The sequence below is a fragment of the Bacillus solitudinis genome (assembly GCF_002797395.1).
In the GTDB taxonomy this organism is placed as follows: domain Bacteria; phylum Bacillota; class Bacilli; order Bacillales; family Bacillaceae_D; genus Halalkalibacter_A; species Halalkalibacter_A solitudinis.
The window spans coordinates 2,122,614-2,140,017 of the sequence record NZ_KZ454943.1 but is presented as its reverse complement, the minus strand read 5'-3'; the positions used below and the strand labels follow the sequence as shown (position 1 = coordinate 2,140,017).

10 protein-coding genes, 6 tRNA genes, 3 rRNA genes and 1 other annotated feature (2 of these 20 only partly in view) are annotated in these 17,404 nt (G+C 43.2%); all 19 genes read right to left on the bottom strand.

Features of this window, described 5'->3' with window-relative positions:
* Positions 1 to 163: a binding site (T-box leader), on the bottom strand (it extends 53 nt beyond the left edge of the window).
* Between the two features lie 26 nt (positions 164 to 189).
* The gene (gene gltX, locus CEF19_RS10170; RefSeq protein ID WP_100405972.1) at positions 190 to 1,644 is read right to left on the bottom strand and encodes a glutamate--tRNA ligase; all 1,455 of its coding nucleotides are present in this window, start codon (positions 1,642 to 1,644) and stop codon (positions 190 to 192) included.
* Between the two features lie 85 nt (positions 1,645 to 1,729).
* A complete protein-coding gene (gene ispF / locus CEF19_RS10165) occupies positions 1,730 to 2,209 on the bottom strand; it encodes a 2-C-methyl-D-erythritol 2,4-cyclodiphosphate synthase (RefSeq protein WP_100405971.1) in 480 nt (159 codons plus the stop codon).
* Positions 2,210 to 2,899 carry a 2-C-methyl-D-erythritol 4-phosphate cytidylyltransferase gene (ispD, locus tag CEF19_RS10160; RefSeq protein ID WP_100405970.1) on the bottom strand — a complete coding sequence of 230 codons (690 nt, stop codon included), beginning with the start codon at positions 2,897 to 2,899 and terminating at the stop codon, positions 2,210 to 2,212.
* A gap of 140 nt (positions 2,900 to 3,039) precedes the next feature.
* Positions 3,040 to 4,140, bottom strand: a complete 1,101-nt coding sequence (locus tag CEF19_RS10155; protein WP_100405969.1) for a PIN/TRAM domain-containing protein — start codon at positions 4,138 to 4,140, stop codon at positions 3,040 to 3,042.
* Positions 4,141 to 4,324: 184 nt separating this feature from the next.
* Positions 4,325 to 5,398: a DNA integrity scanning diadenylate cyclase DisA gene (gene disA / locus CEF19_RS10150; RefSeq protein WP_100405968.1), complete on the bottom strand. Its 1,074-nt coding sequence runs from the start codon at positions 5,396 to 5,398 to the stop codon at positions 4,325 to 4,327.
* Between the two features lie 3 nt (positions 5,399 to 5,401).
* Complete coding sequence (gene radA, locus CEF19_RS10145; protein WP_100405967.1) at positions 5,402 to 6,775, bottom strand: DNA repair protein RadA; 1,374 nt, start codon at positions 6,773 to 6,775, stop codon at positions 5,402 to 5,404.
* A 153-nt stretch (positions 6,776 to 6,928) separates the two neighbouring features.
* The gene (gene clpC, locus CEF19_RS10140; RefSeq protein WP_100405966.1) at positions 6,929 to 9,370 is read right to left on the bottom strand and encodes an ATP-dependent protease ATP-binding subunit ClpC; all 2,442 of its coding nucleotides are present in this window, start codon (positions 9,368 to 9,370) and stop codon (positions 6,929 to 6,931) included.
* Positions 9,371 to 9,388: 18 nt separating this feature from the next.
* Positions 9,389 to 10,465 (bottom strand): protein-arginine kinase McsB, encoded by a 1,077-nt coding sequence (locus CEF19_RS10135; protein ID WP_100405965.1) that lies wholly within the window; start codon positions 10,463 to 10,465, stop codon positions 9,389 to 9,391.
* A 4-nt stretch (positions 10,466 to 10,469) separates the two neighbouring features.
* Entirely contained in the window at positions 10,470 to 11,003 is a 534-nt protein-coding gene (locus CEF19_RS10130) for a protein-arginine kinase activator protein McsA (protein ID WP_100405964.1), read from the bottom strand.
* A 31-nt stretch (positions 11,004 to 11,034) separates the two neighbouring features.
* On the bottom strand, positions 11,035 to 11,502 hold the full coding sequence (locus CEF19_RS10125; RefSeq protein WP_100405963.1) for a CtsR family transcriptional regulator: 468 nt from the start codon (positions 11,500 to 11,502) through the stop codon (positions 11,035 to 11,037).
* A gap of 257 nt (positions 11,503 to 11,759) precedes the next feature.
* Positions 11,760 to 11,875 (bottom strand): 5S ribosomal RNA (rrf, locus tag CEF19_RS10120).
* A gap of 156 nt (positions 11,876 to 12,031) precedes the next feature.
* A 23S ribosomal RNA gene (locus tag CEF19_RS10115) occupies positions 12,032 to 14,969 on the bottom strand.
* Positions 14,970 to 15,159: 190 nt separating this feature from the next.
* Positions 15,160 to 16,712: ribosomal RNA gene (locus CEF19_RS10110) — 16S ribosomal RNA — on the bottom strand.
* The 16S, 23S and 5S rRNA genes sit together here with 6 tRNA genes alongside, the layout of an rRNA operon.
* 201 nt (positions 16,713 to 16,913) lie before the next feature.
* Positions 16,914 to 16,989: transfer RNA gene (locus CEF19_RS10105), tRNA-Ala, on the bottom strand.
* Between the two features lie 4 nt (positions 16,990 to 16,993).
* A tRNA-Pro gene (locus CEF19_RS10100) sits at positions 16,994 to 17,070 on the bottom strand.
* 23 nt (positions 17,071 to 17,093) lie between these two features.
* Positions 17,094 to 17,170 (bottom strand) — tRNA-Arg (locus CEF19_RS10095).
* Positions 17,171 to 17,180: 10 nt separating this feature from the next.
* Positions 17,181 to 17,269: transfer RNA gene (locus CEF19_RS10090), tRNA-Leu, on the bottom strand.
* A 32-nt stretch (positions 17,270 to 17,301) separates the two neighbouring features.
* Positions 17,302 to 17,376 (bottom strand) — tRNA-Gly (locus tag CEF19_RS10085).
* An 8-nt stretch (positions 17,377 to 17,384) separates the two neighbouring features.
* A tRNA-Leu gene (locus tag CEF19_RS10080) sits at positions 17,385 to 17,404 on the bottom strand; it runs 62 nt beyond the window's last position.

Below are 17,404 nucleotides of genomic sequence, written 5' to 3'. Positions count from 1 at the left end.
ATCTTTTTAGCAGATAACGAAGCCACTCGCCCTTTCCTACTATATGTTCAGAAAGAGACTCAAGGGTGCATTTCAAAAGCACGGGTCTAAACCACTTCCAGCCAAAGGTGATTTTCTCTGAAAGACACGAATACTTTTTACTTTTCCCTCTCAATACGTTACGATTATTTATACATCAGTTATACATGATTAAATCAGTTTTTGCAATCTTGCGGAGACACTTGACTTTCCAACTATTTCAATTGAATCGGCTAGCTCTGGGCCATGTGTTTGACCTGTTGTTGCCACACGAATCGGCATAAATAGTTTTTTCCCTTTTTGCCCTGTTGCTTTTTGAGTTGCCTTTATGGCAGCCTTAATGTTTGCTGCCGTAAACTCTTCTAGCTGTTCAACCTCAGCTAAGAATTGCTTTAAAACATCTGATACTTGTTCTTCGGCGAGTACCTCTTTTGCTTCTTCATTATACTCAATTTCCACTTTAAAGAACAACTCTGTCAACTCAACAATTTCCGCTCCGTACTGCATTTGTTCTTGATAAAGTCCGATAAGTCGAGTTGCCCATTCACGTTGTTCGGCACTCATCTCCTCTGGTAGCCTACCTGCTTTCACAAGATGAGGTAAAGCTAACGAAACGACTGTTTCCAAATCGGCCTTTTTTAAGTATTGATTATTCATCCAAGCAAGCTTATCTGTATCAAAAACCGCAGGCGCCTTCGAAACCCGCTCTAAACTAAATTGTTGTCCTAACTCTTCCATCGAAAATATTTCTTCTTCGCCGACGGGAGACCAACCAAGTAATGCCAGGAAGTTAACCAGAGCCTCTGGTAAATAACCCAGGTCTTTATATTGCTCTACAAATTGAATAATTGATTCATCACGCTTACTCATCTTTTGACGATTAGGATTTAAAATTAATGATGCATGAGCAAAGCGCGGTGGCTCCCATCCAAATGCCTCGTAAAGCATAACCTGTCTCGGCGTATTCGAGAGATGCTCTTCACCTCGTATAACATGTGACATTTTCATCAGGGCATCATCAATAACAACAGCAAAGTTATACATCGGAATCCCGTCTTTTCGAGCAATAACAAAGTCTCCAATTCCGTTTGATTCAAACGTCACGTTTCCGCGCACCGCATCATCAATGGTTATTTCTTTTCCTTCAGGAACACGGAAACGAACAACTGGCTTCAATCCTTTTTCTTCGTAAGCTTGACGATCTTTTTCCGTTAAATTCCGATCTCTTCCACTATAACGTGGCATTTCGCCTCGGGCAATTTGAGCTTCTCTTTCAGCTCCAAGTTCTTCCTCCGTCATATAACAGTAATATGCTTTCCCCTCATCAAGAAGCTGTTTAATATGTTTCGTGTAAATATCTAAACGCTCCATACAGCTATAAGGACCATAGTCACCACCAACATCAATACTCTCTTCCCATTCAATTCCTAGCCATTTTAAGCTATTAAGAAGCTTTTCTTTCGCCTCTCCTACATTTCTAGCTTGGTCTGTATCCTCAATACGTAAAATAAATTTACCGCCCTGACTACGTGCAAATAAATAATTAAAAAGAGCGGAACGGGCACCACCAATATGCAAATGTCCTGTTGGACTTGGGGCAAAGCGAACTCGTACATCGTTTCCCATGCTTACACCATCCATTTCTAGCATCTGAATATGCCATATTTTTCACTTTCTCTATTTTAGCACCAACAACAGACTGGTCAAGTCTCTATACACGTTTTAATAGAAGAATTGTTGCTTGCGCAGCAATTCCTTCACCTCGCCCTGTAAATCCTAATTTTTCTGTGGTTGTTGCTTTAACGTTTACTTGATCTGTTTCAGACTCCAAGAGTTCTGCGATGCGTTCTCGAATCGATTTAATATGAGGAGCCATCTTCGGAGCCTGAGCAATAATCGTACAATCAATATTCCCCAATTGATAGCCTTTCTTTTTTACAAGCTTCCATACATGTTCTAGAAGCTTTGCCGAATCTGCGTCCTTAAATTCAGCATCTGTGTCCGGGAAATGCCTCCCAATATCACCTTCTGCAATCGCACCAAGGGCTGCATCAGCAATTGTATGTAATAATACATCCGCATCAGAATGTCCCAACAAACCTTTATCATAAGGAATGGTGATTCCTCCTATTATCAATGGGCGCCCTTCAACTAATTGGTGTACATCAAAGCCTTGTCCTATTCTCATCATTTATTTGTTCTCCTCTATTTTACTTAAAATCGCTTCAGCAAAAATAAGATCCTCAGGCGTCGTCAACTTTATGTTAAGATAATCTCCTTCTACAACTGTAACTTTGTGATTATACCATTCCATTAAGCTCGCATCATCAGTACCAATCTTTTGTTCTCGTTCTGCTTGTATATGTACCTGTTTAATAAGTTCTCGTTTAAAGGCTTGAGGGGTTTGCACAGCCCACAGCTCAGAACGGTTAATGGTTTCAGATACTTCTAACTGCTTCACCCGTTTAACGGTGTCTTTAATGGGTACTGCAACAATGGCTCCACCCGTTTTTGCCGCTTGTTCAACAAGTTGATGAATAGTTCTGAAATCAATAAACGGTCTAGCACCATCATGAATTAACACAATATCATGGTTCTTTACAGCATCGATTCCTCTCCTTACACTATGTTGCCGTTCCTCTCCCCCTCTAACAATACAACTTACTTTTTCAATTGAGTAGGTTGTTAGGATCTCTCTCATCGCCCCACACTCGTGCTCATTGGCCACTAGAATAATTTCCTGACACCACGGGTCTTCTTCAAATACTTTGAGCGTATGAATGATAATTGGCTCACCACGTAAAGTAATGAACTGTTTGTTTTTTCCTGCCTTCATACGTTTCCCTTGTCCTGCTGCTGGGATGACAACACTATACTCCATCCTTTTCTCCCCATTTCGTGCTTTCATCCGTTTATTTTAGCATGTTCTGTTCTTTTATCGCATACTTAATATTAAAAGGCTTGTACATCTTTACAAAAGACAAGCGCCCTCTTCTAGTAAATAGAAACTGGCGCTTGCTCTTATAAAGCTTTTTCAAGTAACTTCGGTTTTGCAAAAATCATTCGGCCAGCACTTGTTTGCAGTACACTTGTTACCACAACGTCTAGATGCTTTCCAATATACTCACGTCCACCTTCAACCACAATCATCGTCCCATCGTCTAAGTAAGCGACACCTTGATGATGTTCTTTCCCATCTTTGATAACTTGAACCTTCATTTCCTCACCTGGCAAGACCACTGGTTTCACTGCATTTGCTAAGTCATTAATATTCAAAACCGGTACCCCTTGTAATTCACACACTTTATTTAAGTTAAAGTCATTTGTGACGACAACTCCACAAGATAGCTTGGCAAGCTTCACTAATTTGCTATCCACTTCATGAATTTCTTCAAAATCGCCATCATAAATTTCTACTTTTATTGGTAATTCTTTTTGAATTTTATTTAAAATATCTAATCCGCGGCGTCCGCGATTTCTTTTTAATACATCTGAAGAATCAGCAATATGCTGAAGCTCTTCTAAAACAAACTCAGGAATAACTAACGTACCTTCGAGGAACCCCGTTTTACAAATATCTGCAATGCGTCCATCTATAATAACACTTGTATCAAGTATCTTTAGTTCTAATCCACTCTTTTTTGCAGCTTCTTCTTCTTCTTTTTTTCTATCTTTTCCAAAACTTCTTGTCATTGTGAAAAGGTTGATTAATTCATCTCGCTTTTTAAAACCAATTTGAAACCCAAAGTACCCAAGAATAATCGTCACGAAAATTGGTAAAACCGTACTGACGACTGGGATCGCAATTGCATTAAGAGGAATTCCAATTAAATAAGCTACTATAAGTCCAATAATTAAGCCCATTGACCCAAATAACACATCAGTGACTGGTGCCCTTACGATAGCCTCTTCCATCAACTTCATGATGTTTACAATGTAATCCGCAACCCAGAAAGTCGCAATAAAAAACAGAATCGCCCCTACAATTGCCCCAACATATGGACTCATCACCCATAAAGGAACATCACCTAAATTGATAACATGAATTAATTCGGGTATAAATAAAAATCCTAGTGTTCCTCCAACTAACAAGAAAAACAATTGTACAATCCGCCTTAACATCCATATTCACCTCCTTCACTTATTATAGACAAGAATTCAAATTCAAAACCTAGCAAACTTGATTTCACATAAAATTCCATGAATTTTGTTTGTTTCCTCTAAAATACCAAATCAGAAATTGTTTGTCAATTTCGAAAACTTACAATTATACAGTCGCAAGAATGATTAGTCAAGGACTCTAAAATTAAATGTGCCTATCGACAAATAACTGCTCTTGAATTCGATTAAGCCCGCCTTTAATCATTTTTGCGCGTGCTTCGCCTATTCCTTCTACCTCATCAAGTTCTTCAATGCTCGCAAACATGATACTCGTAAGGTCGCCATACTTTTCAATAAGATTATCGATAATTAATGATGGAAGTCGCGGAATTCTGTGAAGTATTCGGTATCCACGCGGTGACACCGCTTGCTCCTGAACATTAATATTCTTTCCATACCCCAGAGCTTTGACGATTTCTTGTTCATCCAGAAGTTCCTCTGTTTGGAATTTCGTTAGTTCCTTTAAGGTATTAATCGCATCTTGTTTTTTATCTCTCATGTAATCCTTTATTAAATGAACAGCTTCTTTCTCAATGTTTGAAACAAGTTCATTAAGTTGCATTGTAATTAATCGTCCTTCATCTCCTAGTTCGTTAATGTAATTTAGAACCTCACGCTTAATTCGAAGTACCATCTGAACACGATGAATCACTTGAGTTACTTCATGAAACGTCACAAGCTGTTCAAATTCTAAAGCCCCTAGGTTAGTAATCCCTTGATCAAGTACAACCTTATACTTCTCTAACGTTTGAATAGCTTGGTTCGCTTTTGTGAGGATGACACCGATGTCCTTTAACGAATAACGGTGGTCTCCTTGGTACAAAGTTATCACATTTCGCCTTTGAGAAATGGAAACTACCAAGTTTCCAGTTTGCTTCGCTACTCGCTCCGCCGTCCGATGCCGAATTCCAGTTTCATTAGATTCAATACCATTATTTGGAACTAATTGTGTGTTTGCATATAATATTCTCGCAGCATCTTCACTTAAAATGATTGCCCCGTCCATCTTTGCTAATTCATATAAATAAGCCGGCGAAAAGTTACAATTAATAAAGAAGCCTCCATCTACAATATTCATCATTTCATTATTATATCCTAATACAATTAATCCACCTGTTTTAGCACGGAGAACATTATCTATCCCTGAACGCAATGCAGTACCCGGCGCCACAAGCTTTAACACATCTTGAATAAATGCACCCTTCTTCCTGTCATCCATTTTTCACCCTCCTAATGCTACCTCTAACGCACGCTCTAAAGTTGGTATACCAATTACTTCGATTCCTTTCGGCTTTGTCCAGCCCTCAAGGTTTTTCTCAGGTATAATCGCCCTCTTAAATCCAAGCTTTGCAGCCTCATTCACACGCTGATCAATTCGTGATACTCTTCGTATTTCTCCAGTCAAGCCGACTTCCCCAATGACCACATCGGTTGGGCTTGTTATTTGATTCCGAAAACTTGAAGCGACGCAAAGTGCTATTGCTAAATCAATTGCAGGTTCATCCAACCTGACACCACCTGCCACATTCAGATAGGCATCCTGATTTTGTAAAAGTAGCCCTACACGTTTTTCTAAAACAGCCATTAACAATGATACCCGGTTATGGTCAATTCCTGTGGCCATCCTTCTTGGGTTTCCGAAGCTAGTCGGAGAAATCAGCGCCTGAAGTTCAACAAGAACTGGCCGAGTTCCTTCCATCGAAGCAACGACTATAGATCCGGCTGTGCCTTGTGACCGCTCTTCTAAAAAAATTTCAGAGGGATTTAACACTTCTTCCAATCCGAGTTCCTTCATTTCAAAGATACCCATTTCATTGGTTGATCCAAACCGGTTTTTTACTGCACGCAAAATTCGATACGTATGATGTCGTTCACCTTCAAAATAAAGAACAGAATCGACCATATGTTCAAGAAGTTTTGGACCAGCAATAGACCCTTGCTTTGTAACGTGACCAACAATAAAAATGGCAATTCCTCTCGTTTTTGCAATTTTCATAAAGGCTGCTGTACACTCCCTAACTTGTGAAACACTTCCTGGTGCCGAAGTGATTTCTTCTTGATACACAGTCTGAATGGAATCAATGACGACGAGCACAGGATTTACCTCATCAATCGCTTTTTCTATAAAAGTTAAATCTGTTTCTGCTAGAACAAACAGATTTGGAGAAATGACTCCAAGACGGTCTGCTCGAAGTTTGGTCTGTTTTACAGATTCTTCACCCGATATATAGAGAACTTTTTGGTTGATTTCTGCTAATTTTGCTGATAACTGCAATAACAATGTAGATTTACCGATTCCCGGATCGCCTCCAACTAACACTAAAGAACCTGGTACTATTCCCCCACCTAATACACGGTTTAACTCAATCATCGTTGTATTTATTCGTGGTTCCTTTTCACTTTCAACGTCTGTAAGTCTCTGTGGCTTTGAGCCTGTTAATGATGATGTCACATAGCTTCTACTTGATTGCTTTGCCGACGGTTCAAACTCTTCGACCATCGAATTCCAAGCCTGGCACCCAGGACATTTCCCCATCCATTTTGCTGATTCATAGCCACATTCCTGACAGATAAATTTTGTTTTTTTCTTTGCCATCGCTTCTTTCAACGCCCCTTTAACACATCTCTTTTTTTAATTGTAACAGAGTTCTGTATCAAAGTCGGTTTCTAACTATATGTATGGCAAAAAGCCGAGGGATTATGACTATCCCTCGGCTTTTTCTAGACCGAAACCCCTAATGAACAACTTTTAAACTTGTGCATTTTCAATTGTTTGTACGAATAATTCTCCGTCTTTCACATCAATAATTGCTTTTTGCCCTTTTATAATTGTTCCTTTTAGCAACTCTTCAGATAGACGGTCTTCAACTTGCTTTTGAAGAGCTCGTCGTAATGGACGTGCACCATACTCTGGATCATATCCAAGATCAGTGATTTTATCCTTTGCTTCTTCTGTTAATTCAAACTCAATTCCTTGTTCCAAAAGACGTTTCTTTAAGTGATCAGACATGAGCGTAATAATTTCACGTATATGTCTCTTCTCTAATGAGTGGAACACAACGATTTCATCAATACGGTTTAAGAATTCTGGACGGAAGCTACGTTTTAATTCGCCCATTACCTTATCCTTCATATCCGAATGTTCTTGCCCTTCTGTTTCTGTTGTAAATCCAAGATGTTTATTCTTACGTAGTAAACTTGCTCCAACATTTGAAGTCATTATAATCGCTGTATTTCTAAAGTCGACTGTACGACCTTTAGAATCTGTTAAACGGCCATCTTCTAGAACTTGAAGAAGAATATTAAACACATCTGGATGTGCTTTTTCAATTTCATCTAAAAGAATCACTGAGTAAGGTTTACGACGAACTTTTTCTGTTAATTGTCCGCCCTCTTCATGACCAACATATCCAGGAGGAGAACCAACTATGCGACTTGTTGCATGCTTCTCCATATACTCAGACATATCTACACGAATAACCGAGTCTTCATCACCAAAGAGCGTCTCAGCTACCGCACGAGCAAGTTCAGTTTTACCTACCCCTGTTGGCCCTAAGAAGATAAATGAACCAATTGGGCGCTTAGGATCCTTTAATCCTGCACGAGCACGTCTAACGGCTAATGATATCGATTTAACTGCTTCTTCCTGTCCAACGACACGTTCATGAAGAATGCTTTCCATTTTTAATAGACGATCTGTTTCTTCCTCTGCTAGCTTAGAAACTGGAATTCCAGTCCAACTAGCAACAACCTGTGCAATATCCTCGACAACCACTTCCGTATTTTCTTGCCCTTGCTTTTGCTTCCATTCATTCTTCATTTCTTCTAGTTCTTCCCGTAAACGCTGTTCTGAGTCCCTGAGCGATGCAGCCTTCTCGAATTCTTGACTTTGGACGGCTGCATCCTTTTCTTTACGAGTTTCTTCTAGACGAGCCTCAAGCTCTTTTAAGTTAGGTGGTGCTGTATACGACCGAAGACGAACTTTTGAACCAGCCTCATCAATTAAATCAATCGCCTTATCTGGTAAAAAGCGGTCTGGAATGTACCGATCTGAAAGCTTTACCGCTTCTTCGATTGCTTCGTCTGTAATCGTTACACGATGATGAGCTTCATATCGATCACGTAAACCTTTTAGAATTTGAATTGACTCATCCAAAGTAGGTTCATTAACTTGAATTGGTTGGAAACGCCGCTCTAATGCAGCATCTTTTTCAATGTACTTACGGTATTCATCTATCGTGGTTGCCCCGATACATTGAAGTTCTCCTCGTGCAAGAGATGGTTTTAAAATATTCGATGCATCAATCGCACCTTCAGCACCACCTGCACCGATTAACGTATGAAGCTCATCAATGAATAAGATAACATTTTGTGCAGCCCTAATTTCGTCCATGACTTTTTTCAATCTATCTTCAAATTCACCACGATATTTTGTCCCTGCAACAACAGTCCCCATATCAAGTGTCATTACTCTTTTATTACGCAGTGTTTCAGGAACTTCATTTGCAATAATAGCTTGTGCCAGACCTTCAGCAATAGCAGTTTTACCTACACCGGGCTCACCAATAAGCACTGGGTTATTCTTCGTACGACGACTAAGTACTTGAATAACACGTTCAATCTCCTTGCTACGTCCAATCACCGGGTCTAAAGATTCTTCTCTAGCAATCGCGGTTAAATCACGTGCCAAGCTATCTAATGTTGGTGTGTTAGCGTTAGTCGCTCCACCGCCTTGTTGAGATGATCCGCCTACTTCATTGCTCCCTAAGAGCTGGAGCACTTGCTGACGTGCTTTATTTAAGCTTACACCAAGATTATTAAGGACACGTGCTGCGACTCCTTCTCCTTCTCGTATAAGGCCAAGTAAAATATGTTCTGTTCCCACGTAAGAATGACCTAGTTTCCGTGCTTCATCCATTGATAGTTCAATTACCTTTTTCGCCCTAGGTGTATAATGAATGGTTTTAGAGCCTTCTTGCCCTTTACCAATTAACGTCTCGACTTCATTTTGTATCTTTTCGGAACCCAAGCCTAATGCTTGCAACGCTTTTGCAGCAATGCCTTCTCCTTCCCGAATTAAACCGAGTAAGATATGCTCTGTTCCAATATTATTATGACCTAGACGAATGGCTTCCTCTTGTGCTAAAGCTAGTACCTTCTGTGCTCTCTCTGTAAAACGTCCAAACATCATTGACGTCCACCTCCATAATTATTCTTTGGTCTCATTTTCTAATTTTAGTCTTTCGCGAATTAGTGCCGCCCGCCGTTCGTCTCGTTGATCTGGGGCTAGCACCTCACCTGCGAACTGTTGTAGGAAGCCTGGCTGTGTTAAAATCATCAACTCATTAAGGATATTCCCTGAAATGCCCTCGATTAATCCTACATCAATACCAAGTCTAACATCAGATAGTCGCTGAGTTGCTTCTTTTGATTCAATAACTCGACTATTGGAAAGTATTCCGAATGAACGATATACACGATCCTCTAATTGTAATCTTGAATTTTGGACGAGCATTTCACGGGCTGCGCGTTCTTGTTGGATAAGCTGTAAAACCACACCACGCAGATCCTCGACTATATCCTTTTCAGGTTTCCCTAAGGTTAATTGGTTCGAAACCTGAAAGAGGTTACCTAAAGCTTCGCTACCCTCACCGTAAATTCCTCTAACAACTAAACCTAATTGATTAATTGCCGGTAAAATTCTGTTTAATTGTTGAGTAATAGCTAAAGCCGGCAAGTGCATCATTACCGATGCTCTTAACCCAGTCCCAACATTCGTTGGGCAACTAGTTAGAAACCCTCTCTTTTCGTCGAAAGCATATGTTATTTTTTGTTCAATCCAATCATCTAAATAGCTTGCTATTTCTAGTCCTCTATTAAGTTCGAAACCCGGAAATAAACATTGAATTCGCAAATGGTCTTCTTCATTAATCATAATGCTGATTGATTCATCTTCGCTCAGTAGGACGGCTCCATACTTTGATTGTTCTGCTAAATTGGGACTAATTAAATGCTTTTCAACAAGGACACGTTTTTCATTGGCTTTCATATCATCCATATGAAAAATTTCCAATTTGCCAATAGTGTCAGATGAAGTTTTTAGTAACGCATCTTCAATATGTCTGACAACAGCGTGTGATTCTTCCATTGAGGCTAACAAAGGGAATTTGTATTCCTCTAGGTTTCTAGCTAATCTTATTCGGCTACTCAAGACAATATCCGAATCAGCCCCATCTTTTTTCATCCAAGGACTAATTGCTTCTTTTATAAAACGTTGGAGTGACATACTCTCATCCCTCCCCTTGGTTATTAATTTGTTTTTCTAATAAACGAATTTGGTCTCTAACTTCTGCAGCTAATTCAAACTCTTCCTGCTCAATATGTGCTCTTAAATTCTTCTTTAGAGAATCAATTTCCCTTTTTAATTGGATGCCTCCACCAATCCGTACTGGTATCTTTCCTGCATGAACATGGTTTCCACTGTGTACGCGTTTCAGAAGTGGCTCAAGTTTAGAGTCGAAGTTTTGATAACAATCTGCACAACCAAAACGACCAACTCTGGTAAATTGTTCATACGTCATTCCACATTTTTCACAAGATAATTCAGTATTCTCTGTAGATTTTCCTTGTTCGGCATTTATAGGTTGTTCAAAATGTAGCAATCCCGATAAAAGTTGATGTATGGAGAAACTATTTGAACCCGGGAACTGCTCTCCTTTTTCTTTTGCACAATGTTCGCAAATATGAAATTCTGTTTTTTTTCCGTTAATAATTTTTGTAAAATGCAGTGTTGCTTGTCGCTGCCCACATTCTTGGCACTTCACCTCATACCACCCTTTCTTAGGTTTGGTTGCTCTAATCTTCTTTGTATCTCAATGTTTCTAACATAGCTTTTAAGATATTTGCTCTAATTTCATCACGTTGTGGGATATTGGTTTGGTATAGCGAACGATTTATAACGCTAAGCATTAAACTAGCTTCTCGTTTCGAAATAACTTCTTCATCATGGAGACGAATAATTACATTTTCTGCAGTATTTTGATCAATGCCTCTTCCAACAATTTTTATCATTTGATTAAAAAGTGCTAGGCTATCGTGGGGCTTTACTTTTATTATTCGTATATATCCACCACCGCCTCTTTTACTCTCAACAATATATCCCTTTTCAACTGTAAACCGTGTACTAATTACATAATTGATTTGAGATGGAACGCACTGGAACTGTTTTGCTAACTCACTTCTTTTAATTTCTAATAAATCTTCATCGCTATTTAGTAAATTAGCCTTCAAATAATTTTCAATAATATCTGAAATGTTCTTCAAGCATAGCCCCCCCTCTAGCAATTTTGACTTTGACTATCTTTGACTTTGTGTATAGTATAATGAATTTTTTGTAATTCTGCAATCATTTTACTTTAGCTAGTATTGCCACACCTTATTTATTTTCTACGTTACTTGGTCATTTTACTCACGACGAAAAAACGCAATCTAAATAGATTACGTGCTCTACTACATTTAAAGTTGTTTCTTTTATATATGTAACATAAAAAAAGCACAACCCGATTGGGTTGTGCTTTATCGCCTGGCAACGTCCTACTCTCACAGGGGGAAGCCCCCAACTACCATCGGCGCAAAAGAGCTTAACGACCGTGTTCGGCATGGGAACGGGTGTGACCTCTTCGCTATCGCCACCAAGCTTACGACCTGATTATACTTCCTTGCTAGCTTGCGACGAGTAGCGCAGCACGCAGAAGCAGACCAAGTAGCTTTGTCTTGATGTTAAATCAAGATGTAATTGAAAGAATAGTTCTCTCAAAACTAGATAATGTGTAAACATTCATGTCAAGAAATATTGGATAAGTCCTCGACCGATTAGTATCTGTCAGCTCCACGTGTCGCCACGCTTCCACACCAGACCTATCAACCTCATCATCTTTGAGGGGTCTTACTGGATTACTCCATGGGAAATCTCATCTCGAGGGGGGCTTCATGCTTAGATGCTTTCAGCACTTATCCCTTCCACACGTAGCTACCCAGCGATGCTCCTGGCGGAACAACTGGTACACCAGCGGTGTGTCCATCCCGGTCCTCTCGTACTAAGGACAGCTCCTCTCAAATTTCCTGCGCCCGCGACGGATAGGGACCGAACTGTCTCACGACGTTCTGAACCCAGCTCGCGTACCGCTTTAATGGGCGAACAGCCCAACCCTTGGGACCTACTTCAGCCCCAGGATGCGATGAGCCGACATCGAGGTGCCAAACCTCCCCGTCGATGTGGACTCTTGGGGGAGATAAGCCTGTTATCCCCAGGGTAGCTTTTATCCGTTGAGCGATGGCCCTTCCATGCGGAACCACCGGATCACTAAGCCCGACTTTCGTCCCTGCTCGACTTGTAGGTCTCGCAGTCAAGCTCCCTTATGCCTTTGCACTCTACGAATGATTTCCAACCATTCTGAGGGAACCTTTGGGCGCCTCCGTTACTGTTTAGGAGGCGACCGCCCCAGTCAAACTGCCCACCTGACACTGTCCCTGAACCGGATCACGGTCCGAGGTTAGAATGTCAGCACAGTCAGGGTAGTATCCCACCGACGCCTCCACGTAAGCTGGCGCTCACGCTTCCAAGGCTCCTACCTATCCTGTACAAACTGTACCAACATCCAATATCAAGCTACAGTAAAGCTCCATGGGGTCTTTCCGTCCTGTCGCGGGTAACCTGCATCTTCACAGGTACTATAATTTCACCGGGTCTCTCGTTGAGACAGTATCCAAATCGTTACACCATTCGTGCGGGTCGGAACTTACCCGACAAGGAATTTCGCTACCTTAGGACCGTTATAGTTACGGCCGCCGTTTACTGGGGCTTCAATTCAGAGCTTCTCCTAAAAGGATAACCCCTCCTCTTAACCTTCCAGCACCGGGCAGGTGTCAGCCCCTATACTTCGCCTTGCGGCTTCGCAGAGACCTGTGTTTTTGCTAAACAGTCGCTTGGATCTATTCACTGCGGCTCTCTCGGGCTTGCACCCTACTAGAGCACCCCTTCTCCCGAAGTTACGGGGTCATTTTGCCGAGTTCCTTAACGAGAGTTCTCCCGCGCGTCTTAGAATTCTCTTCTCGCCTACCTGTGTCGGTTTGCGGTACGGGCACCTCTCACCTCGCTAGAGGCTTTTCTAGGCAGTGTAGGATCAGGAACTTCGGTACTTAATTTCCCTCGCCATCACAGCTCAGCCTTCGCGAGAAGCGGATTTGCCTACTTCTCAGCCTAACTGCTTGGACGCACATATCCATCAGTGCGCTTACCCTACCTTACTGCGTCCCCCCATTACTCAAACGGTGAGGAGGTGGTACAGGAATTTCAACCTGTTGTCCATCGCCTACGCCTTTCGGCCTCGGCTTAGGTCCCGACTTACCCTGAGCGGACGAGCCTTCCTCAGGAAACCTTGGGCTTTCGACGGAGGGGATTCTCACCCCTCTTTTCGCTACTCATACCGGCATTCTCACTTCTAAGCGCTCCACCAGTCCTCTCGGTCTGACTTCGCTGCACTTAGAACGCTCCCCTACCACTGACACCATACGGTGTCAATCCATAGCTTCGGTGATACGTTTAGCCCCGGTACATTTTCGGCGCAGAGTCACTCGACCAGTGAGCTATTACGCACTCTTTAAATGGTGGCTGCTTCTAAGCCAACATCCTGGTTGTCTGGGCAACTCCACATCCTTTTCCACTTAACGTATACTTTGGGACCTTAGCTGATGGTCTGGGCTGTTTCCCTCTTGACTACGGATCTTAGCACTCGCAGTCTGACTCCCGAGGATAAGTAATTGGCATTCGGAGTTTGACTGAATTCGGTAATCCTGTGGGGACCCCTAGTTCAATCAGTGCTCTACCTCCAATACTCTTACCTCGAGGCTAGCCCTAAAGCTATTTCGGGGAGAACCAGCTATTTCCGAGTTCGATTGGCATTTCACCCCTACCCACACCTCATCCCCGCACTTTTCAACGTGCGTGGGTTCGGGCCTCCATTCAGTGTTACCTGAACTTCACCCTGGACATGGGTAGATCACACGGTTTCGGGTCTACGACCACGTACTATGGCGCCCTATTCAGACTCGCTTTCGCTACGGCTCCGCCTTATCAGCTTAACCTTGCACGGGATCGTAACTCGCCGGTTCATTCTACAAAAGGCACGCTGTCACCCATTAACGGGCTCCAACTAGTTGTAGGCACACGGTTTCAGGATCTGTTTCACTCCCCTTCCGGGGTGCTTTTCACCTTTCCCTCACGGTACTGGTTCACTATCGGTCACTAGGGAGTATTTAGCCTTGGGAGATGGTCCTCCCGGATTCCGACGGGGTTTCACGTGTCCCGCCGTACTCAGGATCCGTCTCGGAGAGAAGGGCATTTCGGTTACAGGATTGTTACCTTCTATGATGGGCCTTTCCAGACCGCTTCACCTATGCTCTTCTTTTCTGACTCCGTATGAGACGTCCTACAACCCCAAGAGGCAAGCCTCTTGGTTTGGGCTGTTTCCGTTTCGCTCGCCGCTACTTAGGAAATCGCATTTGCTTTCTCTTCCTCTGGGTACTTAGATGTTTCAGTTCCCCAGGTCTGCCTCCTCGTATCCTATGTATTCAGATACGGGTATCATCCCATTACGGATGATGGGTTCCCCCATTCGGATATCCTCGGATCAAAGCTTACTTACAGCTCCCCGAGGCGTTTCGTCGTTCGTCACGTCCTTCTTCGGCTCCTAGTGCCAAGGCATTCACCGTGCGCCCTTTCTAACTTAACCAAATTAAAAAAGGTTTTTGTTTAATCGTCTCCGATTAAACATGAATTTTCTTGACTTTCATGTTTACATTTCATTATCTAGTTTTCAAAGAACTATCCTATAGAAAGAACAAAAGTTCCTTCAAAACTGAACAAAAGACCAAAGCGTATATGACCTACGTCATATATCGACTAGAGTAAAAACTCCATAGAAAGGAGGTGATCCAGCCGCACCTTCCGATACGGCTACCTTGTTACGACTTCACCCCAATCATCTGTCCCACCTTAGGCGGCTGGCTCCATAAAGGTTACCCCACCGACTTCGGGTGTTACAAACTCTCGTGGTGTGACGGGCGGTGTGTACAAGGCCCGGGAACGTATTCACCGCGGCATGCTGATCCGCGATTACTAGCAATTCCGGCTTCATGTAGGCGAGTTGCAGCCTACAATCCGAACTGAGAATGGCTTTCTGGGATTGGCTCCACCTCGCGGCTTCGCAACCCTTTGTACCATCCATTGTAGCACGTGTGTAGCCCAGGTCATAAGGGGCATGATGATTTGACGTCATCCCCACCTTCCTCCGGTTTATCACCGGCAGTCACCTTAGAGTGCCCAACTAAATGCTGGCAACTAAGGTCAAGGGTTGCGCTCGTTGCGGGACTTAACCCAACATCTCACGACACGAGCTGACGACAACCATGCACCACCTGTCACTTTGTCCCCCGAAGGGGAAAGCCCTATCTCTAGGGTGGTCAAAGGATGTCAAGACCTGGTAAGGTTCTTCGCGTTGCTTCGAATTAAACCACATGCTCCACTGCTTGTGCGGGCCCCCGTCAATTCCTTTGAGTTTCAGCCTTGCGGCCGTACTCCCCAGGCGGAGTGCTTAATGTGTTAACTTCGGCACTAAGGGCATCGAAACCCCTAACACCTAGCACTCATCGTTTACGGCGTGGACTACCAGGGTATCTAATCCTGTTTGCTCCCCACGCTTTCGCGCCTCAGCGTCAGTTACAGACCAGAGAGTCGCCTTCGCCACTGGTGTTCCTCCACATATCTACGCATTTCACCGCTACACGTGGAATTCCACTCTCCTCTTCTGTACTCAAGTCTCCCAGTTTCCAATGACCCTCCCCGGTTGAGCCGGGGGCTTTCACATCAGACTTAAAAGACCGCCTGCGCGCGCTTTACGCCCAATAATTCCGGACAACGCTTGCCACCTACGTATTACCGCGGCTGCTGGCACGTAGTTAGCCGTGGCTTTCTGGTTAGGTACCGTCAAGGTGCCGCCCTATTTGAACGACACTTGTTCTTCCCTAACAACAGAGCTTTACGATCCGAAAACCTTCATCACTCACGCGGCGTTGCTCCGTCAGACTTTCGTCCATTGCGGAAGATTCCCTACTGCTGCCTCCCGTAGGAGTCTGGGCCGTGTCTCAGTCCCAGTGTGGCCGATCACCCTCTCAGGTCGGCTACGCATCGTCGCCTTGGTAAGCCGTTACCTTACCAACTAGCTAATGCGCCGCGGGCCCATCCCTTAGTGATAGCCGGAGCCATCTTTGAGAACATGCGCATGAACGCTCGTTCTATCATCCGGTATTAGCACCGATTTCTCGATGTTATCCCGGTCTAAGGGGCAGGTTGCCCACGTGTTACTCACCCGTCCGCCGCTAACCTTTAGGAGCAAGCTCCTAAAGGTCCGCTCGACTTGCATGTATTAGGCACGCCGCCAGCGTTCGTCCTGAGCCAGGATCAAACTCTCCATAAAAGTGTTTGAGTTGTTTTACCAACAGGCTCAAAAATATCGCTAACGATATTACATAATAAATTGACGAGATTTGATTTATCGAAATAAAACAATCTCTATTTTTTCGCTTGGCTTTTGTTCAGTTTTCAAAGAACTATAGTGTTGCTAAGTGGCAACTTTTATATCTTAACAAAACTAAAAAGTTATGTCAATATACTTTTTTGGTGGAGCCTAGCGGGATCGAACCGCTGACCTCCTGCGTGCAAGGCAGGCGCTCTCCCAGCTGAGCTAAGGCCCCTAAATGGTCGGGAAGACAGGATTTGAACCTGCGACCCCCTGGTCCCAAACCAGGTGCTCTACCAAGCTGAGCCACTTCCCGTAACTATTATATTCAAATAAAAATGGCGCGCCCTGAGAGATTCGAACTCCCGACCTTTTGATTCGTAGTCAAACACTCTATCCAGCTGAGCTAAGGGCGCAATATTAAAATGGTGCCGAGGGCCGGACTTGAACCGGCACGATAGTCACCTACCGCAGGATTTTAAGTCCTGTGTGTCTGCCAATTCCACCACCCCGGCACGGGGTCTAAAAGGACTAACTATATTAAGCTTGGAGCGGAAGACGAGATTCGAACTCGCGACCCCCACCTTGGCAAGGTGGTGTTCTACCACTGAACTACTTCCGCCTAATAAATGCGGGTGAAGGGACTTGAA

Bases quoted from the DNA above. Each gene is read 5' to 3' on its own strand.
- disA (WP_100405968.1), bottom strand. From the start codon at position 5,398: ATGGATGACAGGAAGAAGGGTGCATTTATTCAAGATGTGTTAAAGCTT.
- gltX (WP_100405972.1), bottom strand. From the start codon at position 1,644: ATGGGAAACGATGTACGAGTTCGCTTTGCCCCAAGTCCAACAGGACAT.
- clpC (WP_100405966.1), bottom strand. From the start codon at position 9,370: ATGATGTTTGGACGTTTTACAGAGAGAGCACAGAAGGTACTAGCTTTA.
- CEF19_RS10135 (WP_100405965.1), bottom strand. From the start codon at position 10,465: ATGTCACTCCAACGTTTTATAAAAGAAGCAATTAGTCCTTGGATGAAA.
- ispF (WP_100405971.1), bottom strand. From the start codon at position 2,209: ATGATGAGAATAGGACAAGGCTTTGATGTACACCAATTAGTTGAAGGG.
- CEF19_RS10155 (WP_100405969.1), bottom strand. From the start codon at position 4,140: ATGTTAAGGCGGATTGTACAATTGTTTTTCTTGTTAGTTGGAGGAACA.
- radA (WP_100405967.1), bottom strand. From the start codon at position 6,775: ATGGCAAAGAAAAAAACAAAATTTATCTGTCAGGAATGTGGCTATGAA.
- ispD (WP_100405970.1), bottom strand. From the start codon at position 2,899: ATGGAGTATAGTGTTGTCATCCCAGCAGCAGGACAAGGGAAACGTATG.